The organism is Nonomuraea jabiensis, from assembly GCF_014204795.1.
Taxonomy (GTDB): domain Bacteria; phylum Actinomycetota; class Actinomycetes; order Streptosporangiales; family Streptosporangiaceae; genus Nonomuraea; species Nonomuraea jabiensis.
In genome coordinates this window covers 7,026,182-7,046,365 of record NZ_JACHMB010000001.1, presented here as the reverse complement: position 1 = coordinate 7,046,365, position 20,184 = coordinate 7,026,182, and the positions used below count along the sequence as shown (strand labels likewise).

Genomic DNA, 20,184 nt, shown 5'->3' with positions numbered 1-20,184 from the left:
CCCTAACGTGTCACTCGGCCTTTGGACGTACCCCCCAGGCCAAGCCAGCTTAGGGCCCGGGCGGCCGGTCCGGGGCCACGAGCTTTCAAGGCCTCCCTCGCGCCGGGCTCGCGTTTGGCGAACGACAGCAGCATGCCGAGCGCGGCGAGCGTGGGCAGCAACGAGGAGCCGCCGTACGAGACCAGCGGCAGGGGGATGCCGGTGATCGGCAGCACGCCGAGCACGGCGCCCATGTTGACGGTCGCCTGCCCGACGATCCAGGCCACCATGGCGGCGGCGGCGAGCCTGGTGAAGGCGTCGTTGACGCGGACGGCGACGCGCAGCCCCGCGTACCCGAGCAGCCCGAACAGCGCCACCACCATCAGCGTGCCCATCAGCCCGAGCTCCTCGCCGAGGATGGCGAAGATGAAGTCGCTCTCGCCGTGGGGCAGCCAGTTCCACTTCTGCCGGCTGCTGCCCAGCCCGAGCCCGAACCAGCTGCCCGAGCCCATCGCGATCTGGCCCTGCACGGCCTGGTAGCCGTCGCCCTGCGCGTCGGCCCACGGGTTGAGGTAGGCCCCGATGCGCGCCATCCGGTACGGCTCCACCTTGATCATGATGACCGCGGCGAGCACCGCCAGCGACAGGATCCCGCCGAACAGCTTGATCGGCGCCCCCACCACCCACAGCAGCGCCAGGAAGATCATGAACAGCACCAGCGTGGTGCCCAGGTCGCGGCCGAGCATGACCATGACGGCCAGGATCGCGGTGCCCGGCATGAGCGGGATGAGCAGCTGCCGCCACTCGATACGGCCCTGCCGCGCCCGCCTGGCCAGCAGGTCGGCCCCCCACAGCACGAGCCCGAGCTTGGCCGGCTCGGACGGCTGGAGGGTGAACGGGCCGATGTAGATCCACCGCTGCGCGCCCAGCTCGGACGAGCCGATGAACAGCACCATGACCAGCGCCAGGATCGACAGCGCCATCATGGGGTAGCCGGCCCAGCGGAAGAACTTGACCGGCAGCCGCGAGCAGGCCCACATCACCGGCAGGCCCACCGCGGCCGACAGCGACTGCTTGAAGAACCACGAGAACGGGCTGCCGGTCTTCTGCAGCGCCTCGACGCTGGAAGCCGACAGCACCATCATCAGGCCGAGCGCGAGCAGCAGCGCGCTGCACATGATGATCAGGTAGTACGTCGTCAGCGGCTTGTCGAGCAGCTCCTTCAGCGAGCCGAGCTGCTCCCGCGCCCAGCCGCCCGGCCCCTCGACGGCGCGCGGCTCCTCAGCGCTCGCGCTCACGTCGCAGCCTCAGGTCGCGTACGGCGCGCGCGAAGGCCTCCCCCCGCGCCGGGTAGTTGGCGAACATGTCGAGCGAGGCCCCCGCCGGGGAGAGCAGCACGGTGTCCCCGGGCGAGGCCAGCCGGGCGGCTTCGGTGACGACTCTTTCCATCACACCAGTGTCCCGATCGGCGATGTCCACGACGGGGACATTCGGCGCGTGTCGCGCGATGGCTTCGGCGATCCTGGCCCGATCGGCCCCGAGGAGCACCGCGCCGCGCAGCCTGGGCGCCGCCTGGCGCACCAGGTCGTCGACGTCCGCGCCCTTGAGCTGCCCGCCCGCGACCCACACGATCGACGGGTACGAGGCCAGCGCCGCGGCGGCGGCGTGCGGGTTGGTCGCCTTGGAGTCGTCGATGTAGTCGACCTCGCCGACCCGGTCGACGTGGGCCAGGCGATGGGGGTCGGGCACGAAGTCGCGCAGCCCCTGGCGCACCGCCTCCGACGGCACGCCGAGCGAGCGCGCCAGGGCGGCGGCGGCCAGCGCGTTGGCCACGTTGTGCGGCGCGAAGGGCCGTATGTCCTCCAGCGTCGCCAGTTCCTCGGCCGCCTCCACGGGATCGGCCACGAACGCCCGGTCGACCAGCAGGTCCTCCACGACGCCGAGCTCGCCGCGCCTGGGCACCCGCAGCGTGAACCCGACCGCTCCCGGATAGGGCGCGGCCAGTCTCGTGGCCTCGGGATCGTCGGCGTTGTAGATCACGTGCGCGGCCCGCTCGAAGATGCGGCCCTTGGCGGCGGCGTACTCCTCCATGGAGCCGTGCCAGTCGAGGTGGTCGGGCGCCACGTTGAGGATGGCCGCGGCGTGCGGGGCCAGCGTGCTGGACCAGTGGAGCTGGAAGCTGGACAGCTCGACGGCCAGCGCGTCGTACGGCTCGGCGACGGCCCGCACCACGGGGACGCCCACGTTCCCGACGGCCAGCGCCTTGTGCCCGGCGGCCTGCAGGATCGAGGTCAGCATGCGCACGGCGGTGGTCTTGCCGTTGGTGCCGGTCAGCGCGAGCCACGGGGCCGCCTGCGCCGGGCGCAGCCGCCAGGCCAGCTCCACCTCCCCCACGACCTCGACGCCCGCCTCCAGCGCGGCGGCGATCAGCGGGTGGTGCGGCGCCCAGCCGGTGGTGACCAGCCGGGTCGCGCCCGCCGGGACCTCCATCGCGCCGAAGCGGGTCTCCACGCCGGCCGCGGCCAGCTCGGCGGCCGCGGCGAGCTGGCGCTCGCCCTCCACCGCCTCCACGACCACGACGTGCTCGCCGCGCTCGGCCAGCACCCGCGCCACGGCGGTGCCGGACACGCCGAGCCCGGCCACGCACGTGACACTCATGGCTTCGGCATCCACTCGACGTAGAACAGCCCCAGCCCGAGGGCCGAGCAGAGCATCGCGACCAGCCAGAACCTGACCACGATCGTGGTCTCGGCCCAGCCCTTCAGCTCGAAGTGGTGCTGCAACGGCGCCATCCTGAACACCCGTTTCCCGGTCATCTTGAAGAACCCGACCTGGATGATGACCGAAAGGGTGATGATCACACACAGGCCGGCCAGGATGATCAGCAGGAGCTGGGTGCGGGTGGCGATGGCCAGGCCGGCCAGCACGCCGCCCAGGGCCAGCGAGCCGGTGTCGCCCATGAAGATCCGGGCGGGCGGCGCGTTCCACCACAGGAACCCGATCAGCGCCCCCAGCACGGCGGCCGCCACCACGGCCAGGTCGAGCGGGTCGCGCACCCAGTAGCAGTTGGGGCCGAGCTGGTCGATGCAGTTGTTGCGCAGCTGCCAGTTGCCGATCAGCACGTACGCGGCCAGCACGACGCCGGTCGCGCCGCTGGCCAGGCCGTCGAGACCGTCGGTGAGGTTCACCGCGTTGGAGAACCCGACGATCATGAAGAGCACCCAGATGGTGAACCCGACGATGCCGATCGACGGGCCGATGTCCCGCAGGAACGACACCCGGGTCTCGGCGGGGGTGATGCCGTAGATGTTCGGCTGGCGGACCACCAGGAACGCGAAGACCGCGCCGACGATGAGCTGGCCGAGCGCCTTGGCGCCGCTGCGCAGGCCGAGGCTGCGCTGCTTGTAGATCTTGATGAAGTCGTCGAGGAACCCGACCGCGCCGAGCCCCGTCATCAGGAACAGCACCAGCATGCCCGACACGGTGGGCGCGGCGAAGGTGGCCAGGTGGGAGGCGCCGTAGGCGAGCAGCGCGGCCAGCACGAACACGATGCCGCCCATGGTGGGGGTGCCCCGCTTGCCCTGGTGTCCCGACGGGCCTTCCTCGCGGATCTGCTGGCCGTAGCGGCGCCGCGACAACAGCCGGATCGCCAGCGGGGTGCCCAGCATCGAGAGGATCAGGCCCACCGCACCGGCGATGATGATTTCGGTCACTGAGCGGCACCTCCGAGCACGAGCTCGGCCGTCCGTTCCAGACCCATGGCTCTCGGTCCCTTCACCAGCACCGCGTCACCCGGCCGCAGCCATCCGGCCAGCTCGGCCGCGGCCGCCTCGGCATCGGGCACGTGCACAATTCGCATCGCCTGCGCAGGATACGCGGCCCCGGCGCCGGGCGGCGCCCCGGCCACAGGTCCGCCCGCCGGGGGCGCCTGCCATCCTTGCGGCGGCACGCCACCGGCGCCCGGCGCCTGCCGGCCGGGCTGCGGGGCCCCCTGCTCGGGGGACGGCCCGTGCCATCCCTGGTCCTGCGCGGGTCCGTGCCAGCCCTGATCCGGGGCGGGCCCGTGCCAGCCCTGGTCCTGCGCGGGCCCGTGCCAGCCCTGGTCGGGGGAAGGCCCGTGCCAGCCCTGAGGCGCGTCCTGGTGGGGGACGGGCGCCTGCGGAACCCCGGCCGCGGCCTGGGCCGCCGCCTGGGCGTCCAGGGCCGCCTGAGCGGCCGCCTGGGCCTCCGCCGCGGCCGAGCGCGCCCCTTCCAGCACCGGGCCCGCGTCCGGGCCGGCCACGATGAGCCCGGCCAGGCCGGAGCCGCCGGCCAGCCGGCCCAGCTCCGCGTTGAGCGCGGGCCCCTCATCGCCGAGCTCGCGCAGCGCCGCGATGACGGCGAAGCGCCGCCGCCCCCGGCCCAGCACCTCGAACGCCGCGAACGCCGCCCGCATCGAGTCGGGATTGGCGTTGTACGCGTCGTTGACGACCGTCACCCCGTCGGCCCGGTCCGTGACCTCCATCCGCCACCGGCTGAGCGGCGTGGCCTGCGACAGCTCGGCGGCGATGGTCGCCACCGGCAGGCCCAGCTCGTAACCGGCCGCGGCGGCGGCCAGGGCGTTGTCGACGGCGTGCTCCCCGTACAGCTGGAGCGACACGGGCGCGGACCCCGAGGGCGTGCGCAGCGTGAAGGAGGCCCGCCCACGGGCGTCGACCGTGACGCCCTCGGCGCGGATGGAGGCCGACTCGCCCCGGCCGAAGAACGTGACCCGCGCGTCCGTGCGCGAGGCCATGGCCCGCACCAGCGGGTCGTCGGCGTTCAGCACGGCCACGCCGGTGCGCGGCAGCGCCTCGACCAGCTCGCCCTTGGCCTTGGCGATGGCCTCCTTGCCGCCGAACACGCCGAGGTGCGCGGTGCCGACGTTGAGCACCACGCCGATCTGCGGCGGCGCGATGCGGGTCAGGTCCTTGATGTGGCCGATGTTGCGCGCGGCCAGCTCCAGCACCATGAAGCGGGTGTCGAGGTCGGCCCGCAGCACGGTCAGCGGGTGTCCGAGCTCGTTGTTGAAGCTGCCGACGGGGGCGATCGTGGGCCCGACGCGGGCGGTGAGCCGCGCCAGCAGGTCCTTGGTGCTGGTCTTGCCCGCCGAGCCGGTCACGCCGATCACGGTGACGTCGGGCAGCGCGGCCGCCTGGGCGGTGGCCAGCTCGGCCAGCGCGGCGGCGGCGTCGGGCACGATCACCGCGGGTCCCTCGACCGGCCTGGTGGCCAGCACGGCGACGGCTCCGGCCCTGATCGCCTGCGCGGCGAAGTCGTGGCCGTCGACGCGCGCGCCCTTGATGGCCACGAACAGCGATCCCGGTTCTACGGCCCGCGAGTCGATCACGACGGGCCCGCGCACGACCGCGCGGGGATCGGCCATGCCCGTCAGGGCGCCCGAGGTTATCTCGGCGATCCTGGCCAGAGGCAAGGGGATCATCAGTGCTTCCTGCTTTCCGTGCTTTCCTTGCGTGCGGCGATCGCCTCCGCGACCACCTCACGGTCGTCGAAGGGGATCACTTCGCCTGAAATGTACTGACCCTGCTCATGACCCTTGCCGGCCACGACGATCACGTCGCCTTGCCCGGCCCGGGCGATCGCCAGGCCGATGGCGGCCGCGCGGTCGGGCTCAATGATCACATGAGCGCGGTCGTGCTGCGGAACGCGGAGCGCTCCCTCCATCATCGTCACCAGAATGGCCAGCGGATCCTCCGAGCGCGGATTGTCGCTCGTGAAAATGGCCACATCCGCGAGCTGGGCGGCGAGCTCGCCCATGGCGGGCCGTTTGCCCTTGTCGCGGTCGCCGCCGCAGCCGAGCACGATCGTCAGGGTGCCCGCCGTGACCGACCGCAGCGAGCGCAGCACCGACTCCACGGCGCCGGGCTTGTGGGAGTAGTCCACGACGGCCTGGAACTCGTCTCCGGCGGCCGTGATGCGCTGCATGCGCCCCGGGACCCCGGTGAGCGTGCCCACGCCGTGCACGGCGGTGTGCAGCGGCACCCCGGCCTCGACGAGCGTGACGATCGCGCCGAGCGCGTTGGCGACGTTGAACGGCCCCGGCAGCGAGATCTGCGCGTCCGCCTCGACCCCGCCGGGCCCCACGACCCTGAACGCGCTGCCGTCGGCGCCCAGCCGGGCGTCCAGCGCCCGCCACTCCGCCTCCGGGTCGCCCAGCGCCGAGTACGTGGTCATCGGCACCTTCGCCAGGTCGAGCAGCTCCCGCCCGTAGCGGTCGTCGATGTTGGTCACGCCGGCCCGGCTCAGCTCCGGCTGGAACAGCCGCACCTTGGTCGCGAAGTAGTCCTCGAAGTCCTTGTGGAAGTCGAGGTGGTCCTGGGAGAGGTTGGTGAACAGGGCGACGTCGTAGTAGATCCCGTCGACCCGGCCGAGCGCCAGGGCGTGGCTGGAGACCTCCATGGCGGCCGCGGTGACGCCTTCCTCGCGCATCAGGGCGAACAGGCCGTGCAGCTGCGGCGCCTCGGGCGTGGTGAGCGTGGGCTGGAAGCGGGCCTCGCCCGCGCGGATCTCGACGCCGCCCACCAGGCCGGTCCGGTGCCCGGCCGCGCGCAGGCCGGCCTCGATCATGAACGTGGTGGTGGACTTGCCGCTGGTGCCGGTGACTCCGAGGATCTGGATGTCGTGGGCGGGCTGCCCGTACACCCAGGAGGAGATCTGCCCGAGCAGGGCGCGCGGGTCGGGCACGATCAGCACCGGCAGCCCGGTCGCGACGGCCTCGTCGCGGCCGGCGCGGTCGGTGAGCACCGCCACCGCTCCCTTCGCCATCGCCTCGGCGGCGAAGGCGGCGCCGTGGGCCTGGTTGCCGGGCAACGCCACGTAGAGATCCCCGCGACGGACGTCGCGGGAGTCGATGGTGACGCCGGTCAGGGCGGCATGAGGCGACCGCGACGTGCCTGAGTCGGCGTCGAGCATGGTCGCGAGCCCGGTCAGCGGGCGGGGCGGGCTGGTCGTAGGACGCATAGACGACGGGGGACGCACGGCGAGAGCGTACCTTCCCTGGTCACTGTCCCGCGCGCATCCGCACCGGCGGCGCGGCGGAGCCTGTGGGAGGAATCTTCTTGCTCTTGATGGCGAACGTCATCACATCCTTGAACACGGGGGCCGCCAACTGCCCGCCGAAGTGGCCGTTCTTCGGGTTCTGCAGCACCGACAGCACCACCAGCCGGGGCTTGTCGGCGGGGGCGAACCCGACGAACGAGGCCGTGTAGCCCTCGTACCGGCCGAGCTTCGCATCGTAGCGGTTGGCCGTGCCCGTCTTGCCCGCCACCCGGTAGCCGGGGATGGCCGCGAGCTCTCCCGTGCCCTCCGCGCTCACCGCGCTCTCCAGCATCGTCGTGATCTCCTTGGCCGTCGTCGCGCTCACCACCCTGGTCTGCTTACCTGGAGGAGCGGGAACGAACCTGCCGGAGGTGTCCGTCGTGCCGGCCACGATCCGCGGCTCTATCTTGACGCCGCCGTTGGCGATGGTCTGGTAGACGCTGGCCATCTGCAGCGCGGTCACCGAAACGCCCTGGCCGTAGGCGACGGTGCAGCTCTGGCTGCCCGACCAGTTCTTGTAGTCGGGCAGCAGCCCGGCCTCCGCGCTCGGCACGCCGCCGCCCGGCCGCGAGCCGAACCCGAACGCCTTCAGCATCCGGTAGAGGCGCTCGCTGCCGACCTTGCGCGCGGCCATGATCGTGGCCACGTTGCTGGACTCGGCCACGGCCTGGCGGAACGTCATCGACTCCGACTTGTGCGGATGCGCGTCGCGCAGCACCTGGTCGGCGCACCTGATCCGGTCGGGGACCTGGAACACCGTGTCGGGCGTCACCGCGCCGGCCTCGATCGCGGCGGCGGCCGTGATCACCTTGTTGGTGCTGCCGGGCTCGAACACGTCGGCGGCGGCCTTGTTGACGTACGCGGACGCGGGGGCCTTGCGCCAGTTGTTCAGGTCGAGCTCGGGGGCGTTGGCCATGGCGATGATCTGGGCGCTCTGCACGTCCATGACGATCACGGTGCCGCTGTCGGCGCCGGCCTTCTCGACCTGCTCGGCGATCGACTCCTGGGCGGCCCACTGGATGTCGCGGTCGATCGTCAGCCGCACGTCCTGGCCGTTGACGGGGGCGGTGTGCTGGCTGCTGGTCATCGGGATGCGCAGGCCGTCGCGGCCCGTCTCGACGCGCTGCTCGCCGTCCTGGCCGGCCAGCAGGGTGTTCCTGGCCTGCTCGATGCCGCCCAGCCCGGCGCCCTCGTCGCCGACGAACCCGATGAGGCTGCCCGCCAGGTCGCCCGCCGGGTAGAGCCTGCGGTAGGTCTTCTTCGCCGCCAGCGCGGGCACGCCGGCCTGCTGCAGGCGGGTGGCCACGACCGGGTCGACGTCGGTGGCCAGGCGCTGGTAGCGGGTGTTGGTCCTGGCCAGCTTGGCGGCGATCTCCTGCTCGCTCTTGCCGAGCTGCTGGGCCAGCAGGGCGGCCCACTTGGCCCGGGTCTGGGGGGTGACCTTGGACGGGTCGATGGACAGCTCGCGCGCCTCGACGGTGATGGCCAGGCCGTGGCCGTTGACGTCGGTGATCGAGCCGCGCTTGGCGGGGATCTCCTCGGTGTGCGTGCGCTGGCCCACCGCCGCGGCCTCGTACACCTTGGAGTCGAGGCCCTGCATCTGGATCAGCCGTCCGGCGAAGATCGACAGCACGAACGTCATGCCGATCAGGCCGATGTTGATGCGCCTGCGCGGGTTGCCCAGCCGCAGCACCAGCGGCGGCCTGGGCGGGCGCGGCGGCGGACGGCGCGGCCATCGGGGCGGGGGCACCTCTCCCCCGCGGCGCGCCGCCACCCGCTCGCCGGCCCGTGCCGCCTCCGGCCTGGGGGCCTGCGGCCTCGGGCCGCCCGCCTGGGGGCGCCGCAGCGCGCCGTCCTCCCTGGCGCGGCTGCGGAGGTCGTCCTCCTGCCGGCCGCGGCGCGGCGCGTCGTCCTCCTGACGGCCGCGTGCCCGCTCGTCGCCTCCCTGGACGCGCCCGCGCAGCCGCTCGGCATCGTCGCGCCCCTGGGCAGCCCGCCCCCTGGGCCGCTCCCCCTCGTCACGGCCCCGCCCCGAGCTGTTCCTCGGGCGGTCGTCGTCGTCACGACTCCGTCCCGCGCCACTCCTCGGGCGGTCGTCGTCATCGCGGCCCCGCCCCGCGCCACTCCTCGGGCGGTCGTCGTCACGGCCTCGTCCCCCGCCACTCCTCGGGCGGTCATCGTCGCGACCCCGTCCCGCGCCGCTCCGTGGGCGGTCGTCCTCGTCGCGCGGGCGCCGGCGGGTGCCGTCCGCGGCGTCGCCGCGCGGGCGGCCGCGGCCCGAGCCGCCCGGACGGCCGCGGTCCGGGCCGCCCTGGCGGGTGCCGTCGCGGCGGGCGCGGTCGGGGCCGCTCTGGCGGCTGCCGCCGGAGCGCGGACGGCCGGACTCGCCCGGGTCGGCGCGGTCGGCGTCGTCGCGGCGGGAACGGCCGCGCGGTTCGTCGCCGGGCTCGCGCGGCGGACGCGCCCGTGGCGGGTCGTCGGGGCCGAACGGCAGGTCGAGCGGGTCCGGCGGGCGCTTGCGCGGCTGGCGCGGCGGGTTCTCCGGCGACGCCGGACGGCCCGACCCGTCGGAACGGGTCCCGTCAGAACGGGCGGAGCCGCCCTGCCGCCCCGCCCGTCCCGGACCTCCCGGCGTACGACGAGCGGCGCCGGGCCCTCCTTGAGAGCCGGCGCCGCCAGCGCCGCGGCCGGGTCCCTGCCCCCTGCCGCCTGAGTTGCTCACCGTTCCCTGTCCGCCTGACCGCTCTGGCCGTCGGCGCCCGCACCGCTCCAGCTGTCGACGTTGTCCCAGTTACGGTGCTGGCCCTGGTTCTCGGCCTGCGTGGCGAGGACGTCGGGCTGATTCTTCAGCTGGTACTCGAGGTCGATCTTCTCCTTCTCCAGACGCGCCACCGAGATCTCGTCGCGCAGGTTGGCGTCGGTGATGGCGTCCTTGGCGAGCATGGTGTTGAGCAGCAGCAGGCTCACCAGGCCGCCGCAGAGCAGCCCGACGACGAGCAGCACGAACGGCGCGCGCTGCCTGCGCGCGGGCCGGCGCCGCACCGCCGGACGCCTGAGCTGCGCACTCACCGAGCCGATCCGCTTGCCCCCGATGCCCGTGCCGGGACGCGCGCCCGTGCCGGTACCGGTGCCCGGGCCGGGACGGGTGCGCGGGCGGCTGTCCGGGCGGCTGTCCGGCCGGCTGTCCGGGCGGCTGTCCGGCCGGCTGTCCGGGCGGCTGTCCGGGCGCACGCGGGTGGCGCCGTCGGCGCGCTCCCGCTCGCCGCCGGGCCGCTTGCCGTCGAGGTCGAGGCGTGCCCGCTCGGCCGCCGACAGCTTGCTCTCGACGTCAGGACGGGGCCGCGGCTTGGACTGGTGCGGCGCCCCGAGCCGGCGCGTGCCCGTCTTGGGGGTCGCGCGGCGGACGGGCGCTCCCCGGCCGGTCTCCTGCTCAGTCGTCAACACGGATCCTCTCTGCCGCCCGTAGCCGGGCCGAGGCCGCCCGCGGGTTGCGGGCGAGCTCTTCTTCGCTTGGGAGCTCGGCTCCCCTCGTCAGGAGGCGGAACCTCGGCTGGTGAGCCGGCAGTGGGACGGGCAGCCCGGGGGGGCTGGTGTCCCTGGTTCGCGCCGTGAGGGCCTGCTTGGTGAGCCGGTCCTCGAGCGAGTGGTACGCGAGCACGACGACTCGCCCACCCAGCGCCAGCGCGTCGAGTGCCGCGGGCAACGCCGCCTCCAGGGCGGACAGCTCCGCGTTCACCTCGATGCGCAGCGCTTGGAAAGTCCTCTTGGCGGGGTTTCCCCCGGTGCGCCGGGTCGCGGCGGGAATCGCCTCACGCACGATGTCCGCAAGCCGCTTAGTCGAGGTTATGGCCTCTTTGGCCCGTTCCTTGATGATCAGGCCCGCGACACGCGGAGCGAATCGTTCTTCTCCGTAGTCGCGCAGGATGCGGGTCAGCTCCGCGGCGGAGTAGGTGTTGACCACCTGCTCCGCCGTCAGCTCCTGGTCGGTGTCCATCCGCATGTCGAGCGGCGCGTCGTAGGAATAGGCGAACCCGCGCTCCGCCTCGTCGAGCTGCGGCGAGGAGACCCCCAGGTCGAACAGGGCCCCGTTGATCGTGGTGCGCCCCGCGCGGGCGAGCACCTCGGCCAGGTCACCGGAGGAGGCGTGCACCAGGGTGATCCGGTCCGCGTACGGGCTCAGCCGGCGAGTGGAGAAGTCGATCGCGAAAGGGTCGCGGTCGATCCCGATCAGATGGAGTGAAGGATGGGCCGCGAGCAGGGCCTCCGAGTGGCCACCGAGGCCGAGGTTGGCGTCGACGACGACCGGCTCGCTGCCGGTCAGCGCGGGCCCGAGCAGCTCCAGAACGCGCTCGAGCATCACCGGAACGTGACCGCCCGTGCCAGCGTTGTCATGCATCTCCAACCCCCCTCTCGCGCCCTTGCCCGCGGATGACGCGTATAGATCGATCGTCGGCCACCTCTGAGTCCCCACCCGGCGCCGCCCGGCCAGGTCCCCATCCGCACCCTCTTCGTGGACGCCTGTCATCTGACACCGGGGAAGGTGCATCAGCTGACGGGCAGTGGTTGCGGGTGGAGACCTCGCCGAACGACAGCACCGACGGATCGACCGTGGTCACTACAAGATCCCTGGCAGCACCTCCTCCGACAGATCGGCGAACGCCTGCTCCTGCGCGCTGAGATAGGTGTCCCAGGCCTGCGCGTCCCAGATCTCCAGCCGGGTGTTGGCCCCGATGACGACGCAGTCACGCTCCAAACCCGCGTACTGACGCAGGCTCTGCGGGATCGTGATGCGCCCTTGCTTGTCTGGCTTCTCGTCGGACGCACTGGCGAAGAAGACGCGGCTGTAGTCACGCACCGCCTTGGCGGTGACCGGGGCGGTGCTGAGAGCCTCGGTAATGCGCTGGAACTCCTCCACGGGAAAGACGTAGAGGCATCGCTCCTGGCCTTTGGTGATCACAAGACCCTCCGCCAGCTCCTCACGGTACTTAGCCGGCAGGAACAGCCGTCCCTTGTCGTCCAGACGCGGTTGATGGGTGCCGAGGAACACCGGACCCACCTCCCGTGCCTCGTGAAGCGCTCAGCGCTGGTGCACCGGGCCCTCCACTGCGCACCACCATACTCCACTTCTCCCCACCGTCAACTGATTCGAACCGTCTTCATCACCGGTTTCCGTTGCGTTACCGCAGGTCAGAGCGATGGAGCGGGGTGGAGCCGGGTGACCGGTCGGTCAACCCTCATGGGCGTGTCGAGGGTTTGAAAGACCGTGGAAATAGGGGCTCGGCGCGTTCGGGAAGCCCTCGGTGGAGGAAAGTGGCGCGATGGCGGGGGTGCCGTGTCACGGGATTCGTACTGCTATGCGACAAGAACAGGAACATCACCGGGGTTCCCTGGAATATCCACAAATGTCGCCCGAGAACCCACAGCGTCGTAGGGTCGTACACACAATGGAAAAGGAATGGCATGGCTCCCGCAAAGGCACCCTACGGGCAGCCGTCGCACTTCTCTCATGGAGGCCCGGTGGCAGTAACCCATGATGTCCCTCCCCAGCTCGACGAGCTGGTCACCACCGCGCATCGGATTCGGAACGCCATCGAATCGGTGATCGAGGGCAAGGGCGACGCCGTCCGCATCATGCTCACCGTCCTGCTCGCGGAGGGCCACCTCCTGATCGAGGACGTTCCAGGCGTCGGCAAGACCATGCTGGCCAAGGCGCTGGCGCGCTCCATCGACTGTCCGGTGCGCCGCGTGCAGTTCACCCCGGACCTGCTGCCCAGTGACATCACCGGGGTCAGCGCGTACAACCAGCAGACCCGGGAGTTCGAGTTCAAGCCCGGCCCGGTGTTCGCGAACATCGTGGTCGGCGACGAGATCAACCGTGCCTCCCCGAAGACGCAGTCCGCGCTGCTGGAGTGCATGGAAGAGCAGCAGGTGACGGTGGACGGCGAGACGTACCAGCTGGACACGCCGTTCATGGTGATCGCCACCCAGAACCCCATCGAGATGGAAGGCACCTACCCCCTTCCCGAGGCGCAGCGTGACCGTTTCACCGCGCGCATCGCGATGGGCTACCCCGAGCCGCACGCCGAGCTGGAGATGCTCGACGTGCACGGCCAGACCTCGCCGCTGGACAAGCTGGAGCCGGTGGCGACGACGGCCGAGGTGCGCGCCCTCATCGAGGCCGTACGCGGCGTCTACGTCTCCCAGGCGGTCAAGAAGTACGCCATCGACCTCGTCGTGGCCACCCGCCACTCCCCCGACCTGCGGCTGGGCGCCTCGCCCCGGTCCACGCTGCAGCTCGTACGGGCCGCCAGGGCGCACGCCGCGCTGGCCGGTCGCGACTACGTCATCCCCGACGACCTGCAGGACCTGGCCATCCCCGTGCTGGCGCACCGGCTGCTGCCCAGCGTCGAGGCCCAGGGGCAGCGCCGCCTGCCCGAGCAGGTGGTGACCGATCTCATCAGGCGCGTGCCCGTGCCGGAGGCCAGAGCGTCGTGAGGGCCGGACTGCGGGCGCTGACCTCCAGGGGCAGGTCGTTCCTCGCCTCCGGCATCGCGGCGCTGCTGATGGCCGTCATCCTGGGCGAGAACGACCTGTTCAGGATCGGCGTCCTGGTGACGGCGCTGCCGCTGCTGGCGGCCATGGTGGTGGCGCGCACGCGCTACCGGCTGAGCTGCGCCAGGCGCCTCGACCCGCCGCGGGCGGAGGTGGGCGGCGAGGCCACCGTGACCCTGCGGCTGGAGAACGTCACCAGGCTGCCGACCGGCCTGCTGCTCATCGAGGACACCGTTCCTTATGCGCTGGGCGTACGGCCCCGGTTCGTGCTGGACCGGGTCGAGTCGCGGGGCGTGCGGGAGATCGACTACCGGGTGCGCTCGGACCTGCGCGGCCGTTACACGATCGGCCCGCTGTCGGTCCGCATCGCCGACCCGTTCGGGCTCGTCGAGCTGACCCGCTCGTTCACGATCAGCGACACGCTCGTGGTGACGCCGCACGTGGCGGCGCTGCCCCACGTACGGCTGTCGGGTGAGTGGACGGGCGGCGGCGACAGCCGTACCAGGAGCGTGGCCGCGGCCGGCGACGACGACGTGGCGCCGCGCGAATACCGGCAGGGCGACGACCTGCGCCGAGTGCACTGGCGCTCGACGGCCCGCCGCGGCGAGCTGATGGTGCGCCGCGAGGAGCAGCAGTGGCAGAGCCGCGGCGCGCTCCTGCTGGACACCCGCAGGTACGCGCACCGCGGCGAGGGCCCGCGCTCGTCGTTCGAGGTGGCGGTCTCGGCCGCGGCCTCGATCGGCGTGCACCTCGCCCGCGAGGGCCTCGGCCTGCGGCTGGTGACCGACCAGGGCGCCGAGCACCTGACCGACACCGGGCTGAGCTGGTCGCTGCTCGACACCCTCGCCGTGGTGCGGCACAGCCCGGCCCGCTCCCTGGAGATGGGCGTCTCGGCCCTGCGCCAGGGCGGGGGCGACGGGCTGATCGTGGCCGTGCTCGGCGACCTCGACCCGGAGGAGGCGAGAGAGCTGGGCAGGCTCAGGCACAGCGGCATCACCGCGGTGGCGGTGATGCTCGACGTGAGCACGTGGGACGGCGGGGACCGCGCGGCCGCCGAGAACCACCAGGCCGTGCAGACGGTCCTGGCCGGGTACGGCTGGCGCATCGTGCGCCTGCCCGCGGGCACCTCGATCGCCTCCGTCTGGCAGAACGCCGCCAACCGCGGCAGGTACGCGCTCAACCCGGCGGGAGGTGCGGCATGAGGCTGACCATCGCCTCCGGCCTGGCCGCGTTCGCCGCGGCGTTCCTGCTCTACCCGCTCTTCCAGGGCGGCTCCTGGTTCTGGACGTCACTGGGCGCCGTGCTCGCCGTGATGGCCGCGGGCCTGGTGAGCAGCCGCCTGTCGCTGCCCGCGTGGGCGGCGCCGCTGATCGCGCTGCTCGCGGTGTGGGTCTACCTGACCGCGGCGTTCGCCTCCGGCAAGGCGTGGGCGCTGGTGGTGCCGACCCGCGGGTCGTTGGTGGAGCTGGGCAGGCTGCTGGGGGTCGGCTGGGCCGACATCCAGCGCTTCGCCGCTCCCGTGCCGGAGACCGAGGGCATCACGCTGCTGACCGCCGGCGGCGTGGCGCTGATCGCGATCGCCGTGGACCTGCTGGCCGCGCGGCTGCGCAGGGCGGCCCTGGCCGGGCTGCCGCTGCTGGCGCTGGCCACGGTGCCGGCGACGATCCTGCCCGACCCGATCAGCTGGCCGGCGTTCATCCTGGCCGCGCTCGGTTTCATCGGCCTGCTGATCGCCGACGGGCGCGAGCGGGTGGGCCACTGGGGCAGGGCGGTGCTGGTACGGCGGACGACCCGCGCCACGTCCTCCCGGCCCGACGCGCGCACCTCGGCGGACACCAGCGGGCTGCGGCTGTCGGGCAAGCGCATCGGGTTCGCCGCGATCGCGCTGGCGGTGCTGGTGCCCGCCCTGCTGCCGGCCATGGAGCCGGTGTCGTTCTTCACGTTCGGCGTGGGCGGCAGCGGCCCGGGCCGGGGCAACTCGATCAGCATCCCCAACCCCGTCGCGGGCCTGAGGGGCCAGCTGGAGCTGCCGGAACGGCGCGTGGTCCTCACCTACGCCAACAACGACGACAAAGCCCGCTATCTGCGGATCTACGCGCTGGACACGTTCGACGGCCAGCAGTTCGGCATGACGGATCCCAAGGGGACCCCGCAGAACCGGACGGACAACGGCCCCCTCCCGGCGCCGCCCGGCCTCGGCGCCGAGCCGAAGGTCAAGACCGTCACCACGAACATCCAGGTGAGTGACGAGATCGCGAGGCTGAAGTTCCTGCCGCTGCCGTACCCGCCGAGACAGATCCAGATCGACGGCGACTGGCGGGCGGACGTGGACACGCTCATGGTCTTCTCCACTCTCGACGAGGCCGCCGGCCTCGAGTACGACGTGACCACGAGCGAGCCGGAGCCCACGCCGGACCTGCTGGACTCGCTCAGCGGGACCCGGCCCACCGTCGATCCCCGCTTCCTGCGGCTGCCGGAGAGCATCCCTCCCGAGATCAGGGAGCTGGCGACCAAGCTGACCGAGAACGCCAAGACGGACTACGAGGCGGCGGTGAAGCTGCAGCAGTTCTTCACCGGCGGCGACTTCACCTACAGCCTGCGCACGCAGGGGCACAGCAACTCGGCGCTGCGGGACTTCCTGCTGCGCGACCGTACGGGCTACTGCGAGCAGTTCGCCGCGTCGATGGCGGTGCTGGCCAGGTTGGTGGGCATCCCGTCGCGGGTGGCGATCGGCTACACCGGCGGCACCAAGGTCGGCGACCGGTGGCAGGTCGGCACGAACGACTCCCACTCCTGGCCCGAGCTGTATTTCGAGGGCGTGGGCTGGCTGCCGTTCGAGCCGACTCCCTCGGGCTCGGCCGGCCAGGGCAGCGCGCGGGTGCCCGAGTACACCCTGCCCAGGCCCGAGACCACCGGGGAGGCGTCGACGCCGACGCCGGGTTCGACGAGTTCGTCCGCTGACGAGCCGGTCGACCCGCAGGCCAGGCGCAACCCGCGCGAGCTGGACCGCGAGGGCGTGGTCGCCACCGGCGGGCTGCCGACGGACGACTCGATGCCGCTGATCGGCCAGATCGGCATCGGCGCGGGAGCGCTGCTGCTGGTGCTGCTGATCCCCGCGGGCCTGCGTCTGATCACCAGGAACCGGCGCGTGCGCGCCCTGGGCTGGAAGATCTCGGAGCCGTCCGACGACCTGACCGCCAGGATCTCGTCGAAGTCGGGGGGCGGCCAGCCGTCGGTGGCCGCCGCCTGGGCGGAGCTGGACGACGTGCTGTACGACTACGGCATGGCCCGCCAGCTCAGCGAGACCCCGCGGGCGCTGGCCCGGCGGCTGACCCAGCAGTACGAGTTCGACGCGGAGTCGGCGGCGGCCGTCACGGCCATCGCGTCCGCGGTGGAGCGGGTGCTGTTCGCCAGGGATCCGGGGCAGGTCGGGCCGATGCGCAAGGACCTGCGCAAGGTCCGCCAGGCGCTGGCGGCCACGGTGTCACGCGGGCGCCGGCTGCGGGCGGTGCTGCTGCCGCCGTCCACGCTGCGGCGGCTGCGAGGGCTGGGCGAGCGCCTGCTCGACGGGTTCGACCTGCTGGAGAACATCAGGCTGCGGCGGACGGCGGCCCAGAAGAACTCCTGACCGGCTGACACGCCCGGCCGTCCCCCTCGTCGAGGGGGACGGCCGGTTTCGTCTTCAGGGGCTGGAACGGCCACACCGCCAGTTGCGCCTGAGCGGACGGGCGCATGAGGGTTGCACCGTCACCTGCGTGGGCGGACGAGCGCATGGCGGGACCCGGAAGGGCCGCCTCCCACACGAGGGCCGCCCGGACGCGCGTCCGGGCGGCTCCGCAGGTCAGCGGTCAGCGCTCATCGTTGCGGCGGCGCCAGCGCTCTTCCATGCGCTCCATGAACGTCCCCCGGCGCGCCCGGCGGGCCTGCTTGCCCGGAGGAGGGGCCGAGCCCGAGGCGGGCGCGGAGTCACCGAACCCGTTCATACGTTTCCAACTGGACAGGCCCCACAGACACGCGGCGAGCATGACCACGAAACCGCCGACGCCGAGAGGGATCAGGGCACTGCCACTCATCACCACGCCGACCATCATGATGACGACGCCGAGAGCAAAGCCGATGGAGGCCTTGATCAGACGACGCTTGTAATGGCTGCGCGGGTCACTGATCCTTACGGTGTTGGCCCACTTCGGGTCCTCGGCGTAGAGGGCCTGCTCGATCTGGTCGAGCAAGCGCTGCTCGTGCTCAGAGAGCGGCACGGCGCCTCCCAAGGACAGCCCCAGGACGGGGAAGACGGCAACGGACGACACGGGGTGTCCGAACCTCGCGGTCGGTTATCCCCAGAATACGAGGCTGTAGACGTAGGCGAAAGCAAACGTCCAACGCAGACCAAACCGGAGGTGTCGTCATGGCTCCATTGTGGCCCATCTCGCCCCCCTTCCCCCAAAATCGCGACACTGACGCCCCATGAAAATCCGGACATCGACGTCATGTCTCTACATCATCAAGCTTGCCACGTACGAGCGATGCTGGGAGCACCGCGTCGGGACCGAATCGCCGGATCGCCTTGTCCATGGCCTGCTCGGCCTCGCGCCAGCCCGTCTCCCGCTCGCCGAGGCCGAGCTGGTGGGTGGCCTCGCCCGCGGGCCGCAGGTTTTCCATCCTGACCCCGACCAGGCGCAGCCGCACGCGCTGGAGGCCGGCCGCCTCGAACAGCTCGCAGGCTGTGGCGTAAATCACCTGGGCCACGTCGGTCGCCTCGCGCAGGGTGCGGGAGCGGTTGATCGTCGTGAAATCAGCGCGGCGGAGCTTCACACTTACAGTCCTTCCCACGTGTCCGCCCTTACGCATCCGGGCGGCCACCCGTTCGGAAAGACGCAGCAGCTCCCGCTTGATCACCTCGGGATCGTCCACGTCGGCCGCGAACGTCTCCTCGTTGCCGATGCTCTTGTCGGGCATGTGGGAGCTCACCGCCCGCTCGTCACGGCCCCAGGCCAGGGCCGCCAGATGGCCGCCCACGGCCTGGCCGAGCTCGCGCTGGAGGGTGGCGGGCGGCACCCTGGCCAGGTCGCCGACCGTGCGGATGCCGAGGCGTACGAGGGACTGCTCGGTGCGCTCGCCGACGCCCCACAGCGCCGAGACCGGCAGCGGGTGGAGGAAGTCGACCACCTGGTCGGCGGGCACCACCAGCAGCCCGTCGGGCTTGCACTGCTTGCTGGCCAGCTTCGCCACGAACTTGCTGCTCGCCACGCCGACCGAGCACGTGATGCCGTAGCGGTCGAGGACCTGCTCCCTGATCATCGCGGCGATGGCGGCGGGCGGGCCGAGCCGGCGCCTGGCGCCCCCGACGTCGAGGAACGCCTCGTCGGACGCGATGGGCTCGACCAGCGGGGTGATCGTGTGGAAGATCTCCATGACGCCCTTGGAGACCTCGGAGTATTTGCCGTGGCTGGGCGGGATGATCGTGGCCTGCGGGCAGAGCCGGCGCGCCCTGCTCATCGGCATGGCGGAGTGCACCCCGTGGGCCCTGGCCTCGTAGGTGGCGCTGAGCACGACGCCGCGCCCGGCGGGCGAGCCCACGATCACCGGGCGGCCGCGCAGCTCCGGACGCTCGAGCAGCTCGACGCTGGCGAAGAAGGCGTCCATGTCGACGTGCAGGATCGGGCAGCCGCTGTCGTCGGCCCCGGTACGTGGAGCGGGGCCGATGCCGGTGATCTGCTTGCGAGACACGCCGCCGATTCTATCCGAACACGCGTTCTATACCCAGTGCCTGCCCCTCAGGACCTGTGCGCGAGCACGTGCAGCTGCGTAGCGATGTCCCGCAGCACGGGATGGGTGGCGGCGACCTGCTCGAGGGCGACGAGCGCGTCGGCCGCGCCGGGCTCGCCGTCGACGAGCCGGCTCGGGACCAGGTCGGCGAAGACCCGCACGCCGTGGACGGCGCCGACGGCGAACCCGGTCGCGGCCAGCAGCTCGGCGAGCGTCTCGGCGGCGAAGCGCCTCGGAGTGGGGTCGCGGTCGCCCCAGGTGCCCCGCGGGTCGTCGAGCACGGCCCGCGCCTCGTCGAACTGGCCCGCGAGCGCCCGGTGGATGGCGCTGCCGACGGGGTTGGCGGCCAGCACGCTCACCGCGCCGCCCCTGCGCAGCACGCCCGCGACGGCGGTCAGCGCGCTGATCGGGTCTTCCACGTATTCGAGCACGCTGTGGCAGAGCACCAGGTCGGCGCTGTCGCGGCTGAGCAGCTCGCCCAGGTCGGCGGCGTCGCCCTGCAGGGCCCGCACGCCCACGCCCTTCTCCTTGGCACGGCGCTCGAGCGCGGCCAGCGAGTCGGGACTCGGATCCACGACGGTCACGGCGTGACCCAGCGCCGCCAGGGGCACGGCGAACCCGCCGGTGCCGCCCCCGGCATCGACGATGTCGAGCCCCTCCCGGCCGGTCGCCGCCGTCCGTTCGGCCAGCGCGGACCGCAACGCGTCCCAGACGACGGCGGTCCGCACCGCCGGGGTCCTCGTGACGCCTTCAGCACGCAACGTCGGCTCGCCTCCCTCTCCCCTCGCGACCGGCCCGCGCTCCGGGCCC

The 20,184-nt window shown here is 72.4% G+C and carries 15 protein-coding genes; 3 read left to right on the top strand and 12 right to left on the bottom strand.

Annotated elements, in window-relative coordinates; all coding sequences use genetic code 11:
* Window positions 1–2: 2 nt before the first annotated feature.
* From ftsW to mraZ, 9 genes are all read right to left on the bottom strand, one after another.
* Complete coding sequence (gene ftsW, locus HD596_RS32245; RefSeq protein ID WP_185073011.1) at window positions 3–1,277, bottom strand: putative lipid II flippase FtsW; 1,275 nt, start codon at window positions 1,275–1,277, stop codon at window positions 3–5.
* On the bottom strand, window positions 1,261–2,637 hold the full coding sequence (murD, locus tag HD596_RS32240; protein ID WP_185073010.1) for a UDP-N-acetylmuramoyl-L-alanine--D-glutamate ligase: 1,377 nt from the start codon (window positions 2,635–2,637) through the stop codon (window positions 1,261–1,263). Before murD ends, ftsW begins: the two co-directional genes overlap by 17 nt.
* The gene (gene mraY / locus HD596_RS32235; RefSeq protein WP_185073009.1) at window positions 2,634–3,692 is read right to left on the bottom strand and encodes a phospho-N-acetylmuramoyl-pentapeptide-transferase; all 1,059 of its coding nucleotides are present in this window, start codon (window positions 3,690–3,692) and stop codon (window positions 2,634–2,636) included. The genes murD and mraY overlap by 4 nt, the downstream gene beginning before the upstream one ends.
* Window positions 3,689–5,440: a UDP-N-acetylmuramoyl-tripeptide--D-alanyl-D-alanine ligase gene (locus HD596_RS32230; protein WP_446685865.1), complete on the bottom strand. Its 1,752-nt coding sequence runs from the start codon at window positions 5,438–5,440 to the stop codon at window positions 3,689–3,691. The genes mraY and HD596_RS32230 overlap by 4 nt, the downstream gene beginning before the upstream one ends.
* Window positions 5,440–6,978 carry a UDP-N-acetylmuramoyl-L-alanyl-D-glutamate--2,6-diaminopimelate ligase gene (locus HD596_RS32225; RefSeq protein ID WP_185073008.1) on the bottom strand — a complete coding sequence of 513 codons (1,539 nt, stop codon included), beginning with the start codon at window positions 6,976–6,978 and terminating at the stop codon, window positions 5,440–5,442. The genes HD596_RS32230 and HD596_RS32225 overlap by 1 nt, the downstream gene beginning before the upstream one ends.
* A gap of 40 nt (window positions 6,979–7,018) precedes the next feature.
* Window positions 7,019–8,749, bottom strand: a complete 1,731-nt coding sequence (locus HD596_RS66170; RefSeq protein WP_446685874.1) for a peptidoglycan D,D-transpeptidase FtsI family protein — start codon at window positions 8,747–8,749, stop codon at window positions 7,019–7,021.
* A 1,025-nt stretch (window positions 8,750–9,774) separates the two neighbouring features.
* Window positions 9,775–10,497, bottom strand: coding sequence for a hypothetical protein (locus HD596_RS32215; protein ID WP_185079466.1), 723 nt, complete (start codon window positions 10,495–10,497; stop codon window positions 9,775–9,777).
* Window positions 10,487–11,452 carry a 16S rRNA (cytosine(1402)-N(4))-methyltransferase RsmH gene (rsmH, locus tag HD596_RS32210; RefSeq protein WP_185073007.1) on the bottom strand — a complete coding sequence of 322 codons (966 nt, stop codon included), beginning with the start codon at window positions 11,450–11,452 and terminating at the stop codon, window positions 10,487–10,489. Before rsmH ends, HD596_RS32215 begins: the two co-directional genes overlap by 11 nt.
* A 219-nt stretch (window positions 11,453–11,671) precedes the next feature.
* Window positions 11,672–12,103, bottom strand: coding sequence for a division/cell wall cluster transcriptional repressor MraZ (gene mraZ, locus HD596_RS32205; RefSeq protein WP_090930667.1), 432 nt, complete (start codon window positions 12,101–12,103; stop codon window positions 11,672–11,674).
* 413 nt (window positions 12,104–12,516) lie between these two features.
* On the opposite strand from mraZ, the gene HD596_RS32200 reads away from it, so the two are divergent.
* Genes HD596_RS32200 through HD596_RS32190 form a run of 3 tightly spaced genes read left to right on the top strand, consistent with a single transcriptional unit; the run spans window position 12,517 to window position 17,236 of the window.
* The gene (locus tag HD596_RS32200) at window positions 12,517–13,551 is read left to right on the top strand and encodes an AAA family ATPase (protein WP_246555006.1); all 1,035 of its coding nucleotides are present in this window, start codon (window positions 12,517–12,519) and stop codon (window positions 13,549–13,551) included.
* The gene (locus tag HD596_RS32195; RefSeq protein ID WP_185073005.1) at window positions 13,548–14,810 is read left to right on the top strand and encodes a DUF58 domain-containing protein; all 1,263 of its coding nucleotides are present in this window, start codon (window positions 13,548–13,550) and stop codon (window positions 14,808–14,810) included. Before HD596_RS32200 ends, HD596_RS32195 begins: the two co-directional genes overlap by 4 nt.
* Complete coding sequence (locus tag HD596_RS32190) at window positions 14,807–17,236, top strand: transglutaminase TgpA family protein (RefSeq protein WP_185073004.1); 2,430 nt, start codon at window positions 14,807–14,809, stop codon at window positions 17,234–17,236. The genes HD596_RS32195 and HD596_RS32190 overlap by 4 nt, the downstream gene beginning before the upstream one ends.
* Before the next feature lie 220 nt (window positions 17,237–17,456).
* Here HD596_RS32190 and HD596_RS32185 read toward each other — a convergent pair whose 3' ends face one another.
* The 3 genes from HD596_RS32185 to HD596_RS32175 all read right to left on the bottom strand — a co-directional run bounded on the left by HD596_RS32185 (window position 17,457) and on the right by HD596_RS32175 (window position 20,135).
* Window positions 17,457–17,864 carry an SCO2097 family morphological protein gene (locus tag HD596_RS32185; RefSeq protein ID WP_185073003.1) on the bottom strand — a complete coding sequence of 136 codons (408 nt, stop codon included), beginning with the start codon at window positions 17,862–17,864 and terminating at the stop codon, window positions 17,457–17,459.
* Between the two features lie 229 nt (window positions 17,865–18,093).
* Window positions 18,094–19,335: a DNA polymerase IV gene (gene dinB, locus HD596_RS32180; protein WP_185073002.1), complete on the bottom strand. Its 1,242-nt coding sequence runs from the start codon at window positions 19,333–19,335 to the stop codon at window positions 18,094–18,096.
* Window positions 19,336–19,382: 47 nt separating this feature from the next.
* Window positions 19,383–20,135: a methyltransferase domain-containing protein gene (locus HD596_RS32175; protein WP_221519615.1), complete on the bottom strand. Its 753-nt coding sequence runs from the start codon at window positions 20,133–20,135 to the stop codon at window positions 19,383–19,385.
* Window positions 20,136–20,184 lie beyond the last annotated feature (49 nt).

Excerpts from the sequence above, each read along its gene's own strand:
- murD (WP_185073010.1), bottom strand. The coding sequence starts at position 2,637 with ATGAGTGTCACGTGCGTGGCCGGGCTCGGCGTGTCCGGCACCGCCGTG.
- HD596_RS32230 (WP_446685865.1), bottom strand. The coding sequence starts at position 5,440 with ATGATCCCCTTGCCTCTGGCCAGGATCGCCGAGATAACCTCGGGCGCC.
- rsmH (WP_185073007.1), bottom strand. The coding sequence starts at position 11,452 with ATGCATGACAACGCTGGCACGGGCGGTCACGTTCCGGTGATGCTCGAG.
- HD596_RS32190 (WP_185073004.1), top strand. The coding sequence starts at position 14,807 with ATGAGGCTGACCATCGCCTCCGGCCTGGCCGCGTTCGCCGCGGCGTTC.
- HD596_RS32225 (WP_185073008.1), bottom strand. The coding sequence starts at position 6,978 with ATGCGTCCTACGACCAGCCCGCCCCGCCCGCTGACCGGGCTCGCGACC.
- HD596_RS32200 (WP_246555006.1), top strand. The coding sequence starts at position 12,517 with ATGGCTCCCGCAAAGGCACCCTACGGGCAGCCGTCGCACTTCTCTCAT.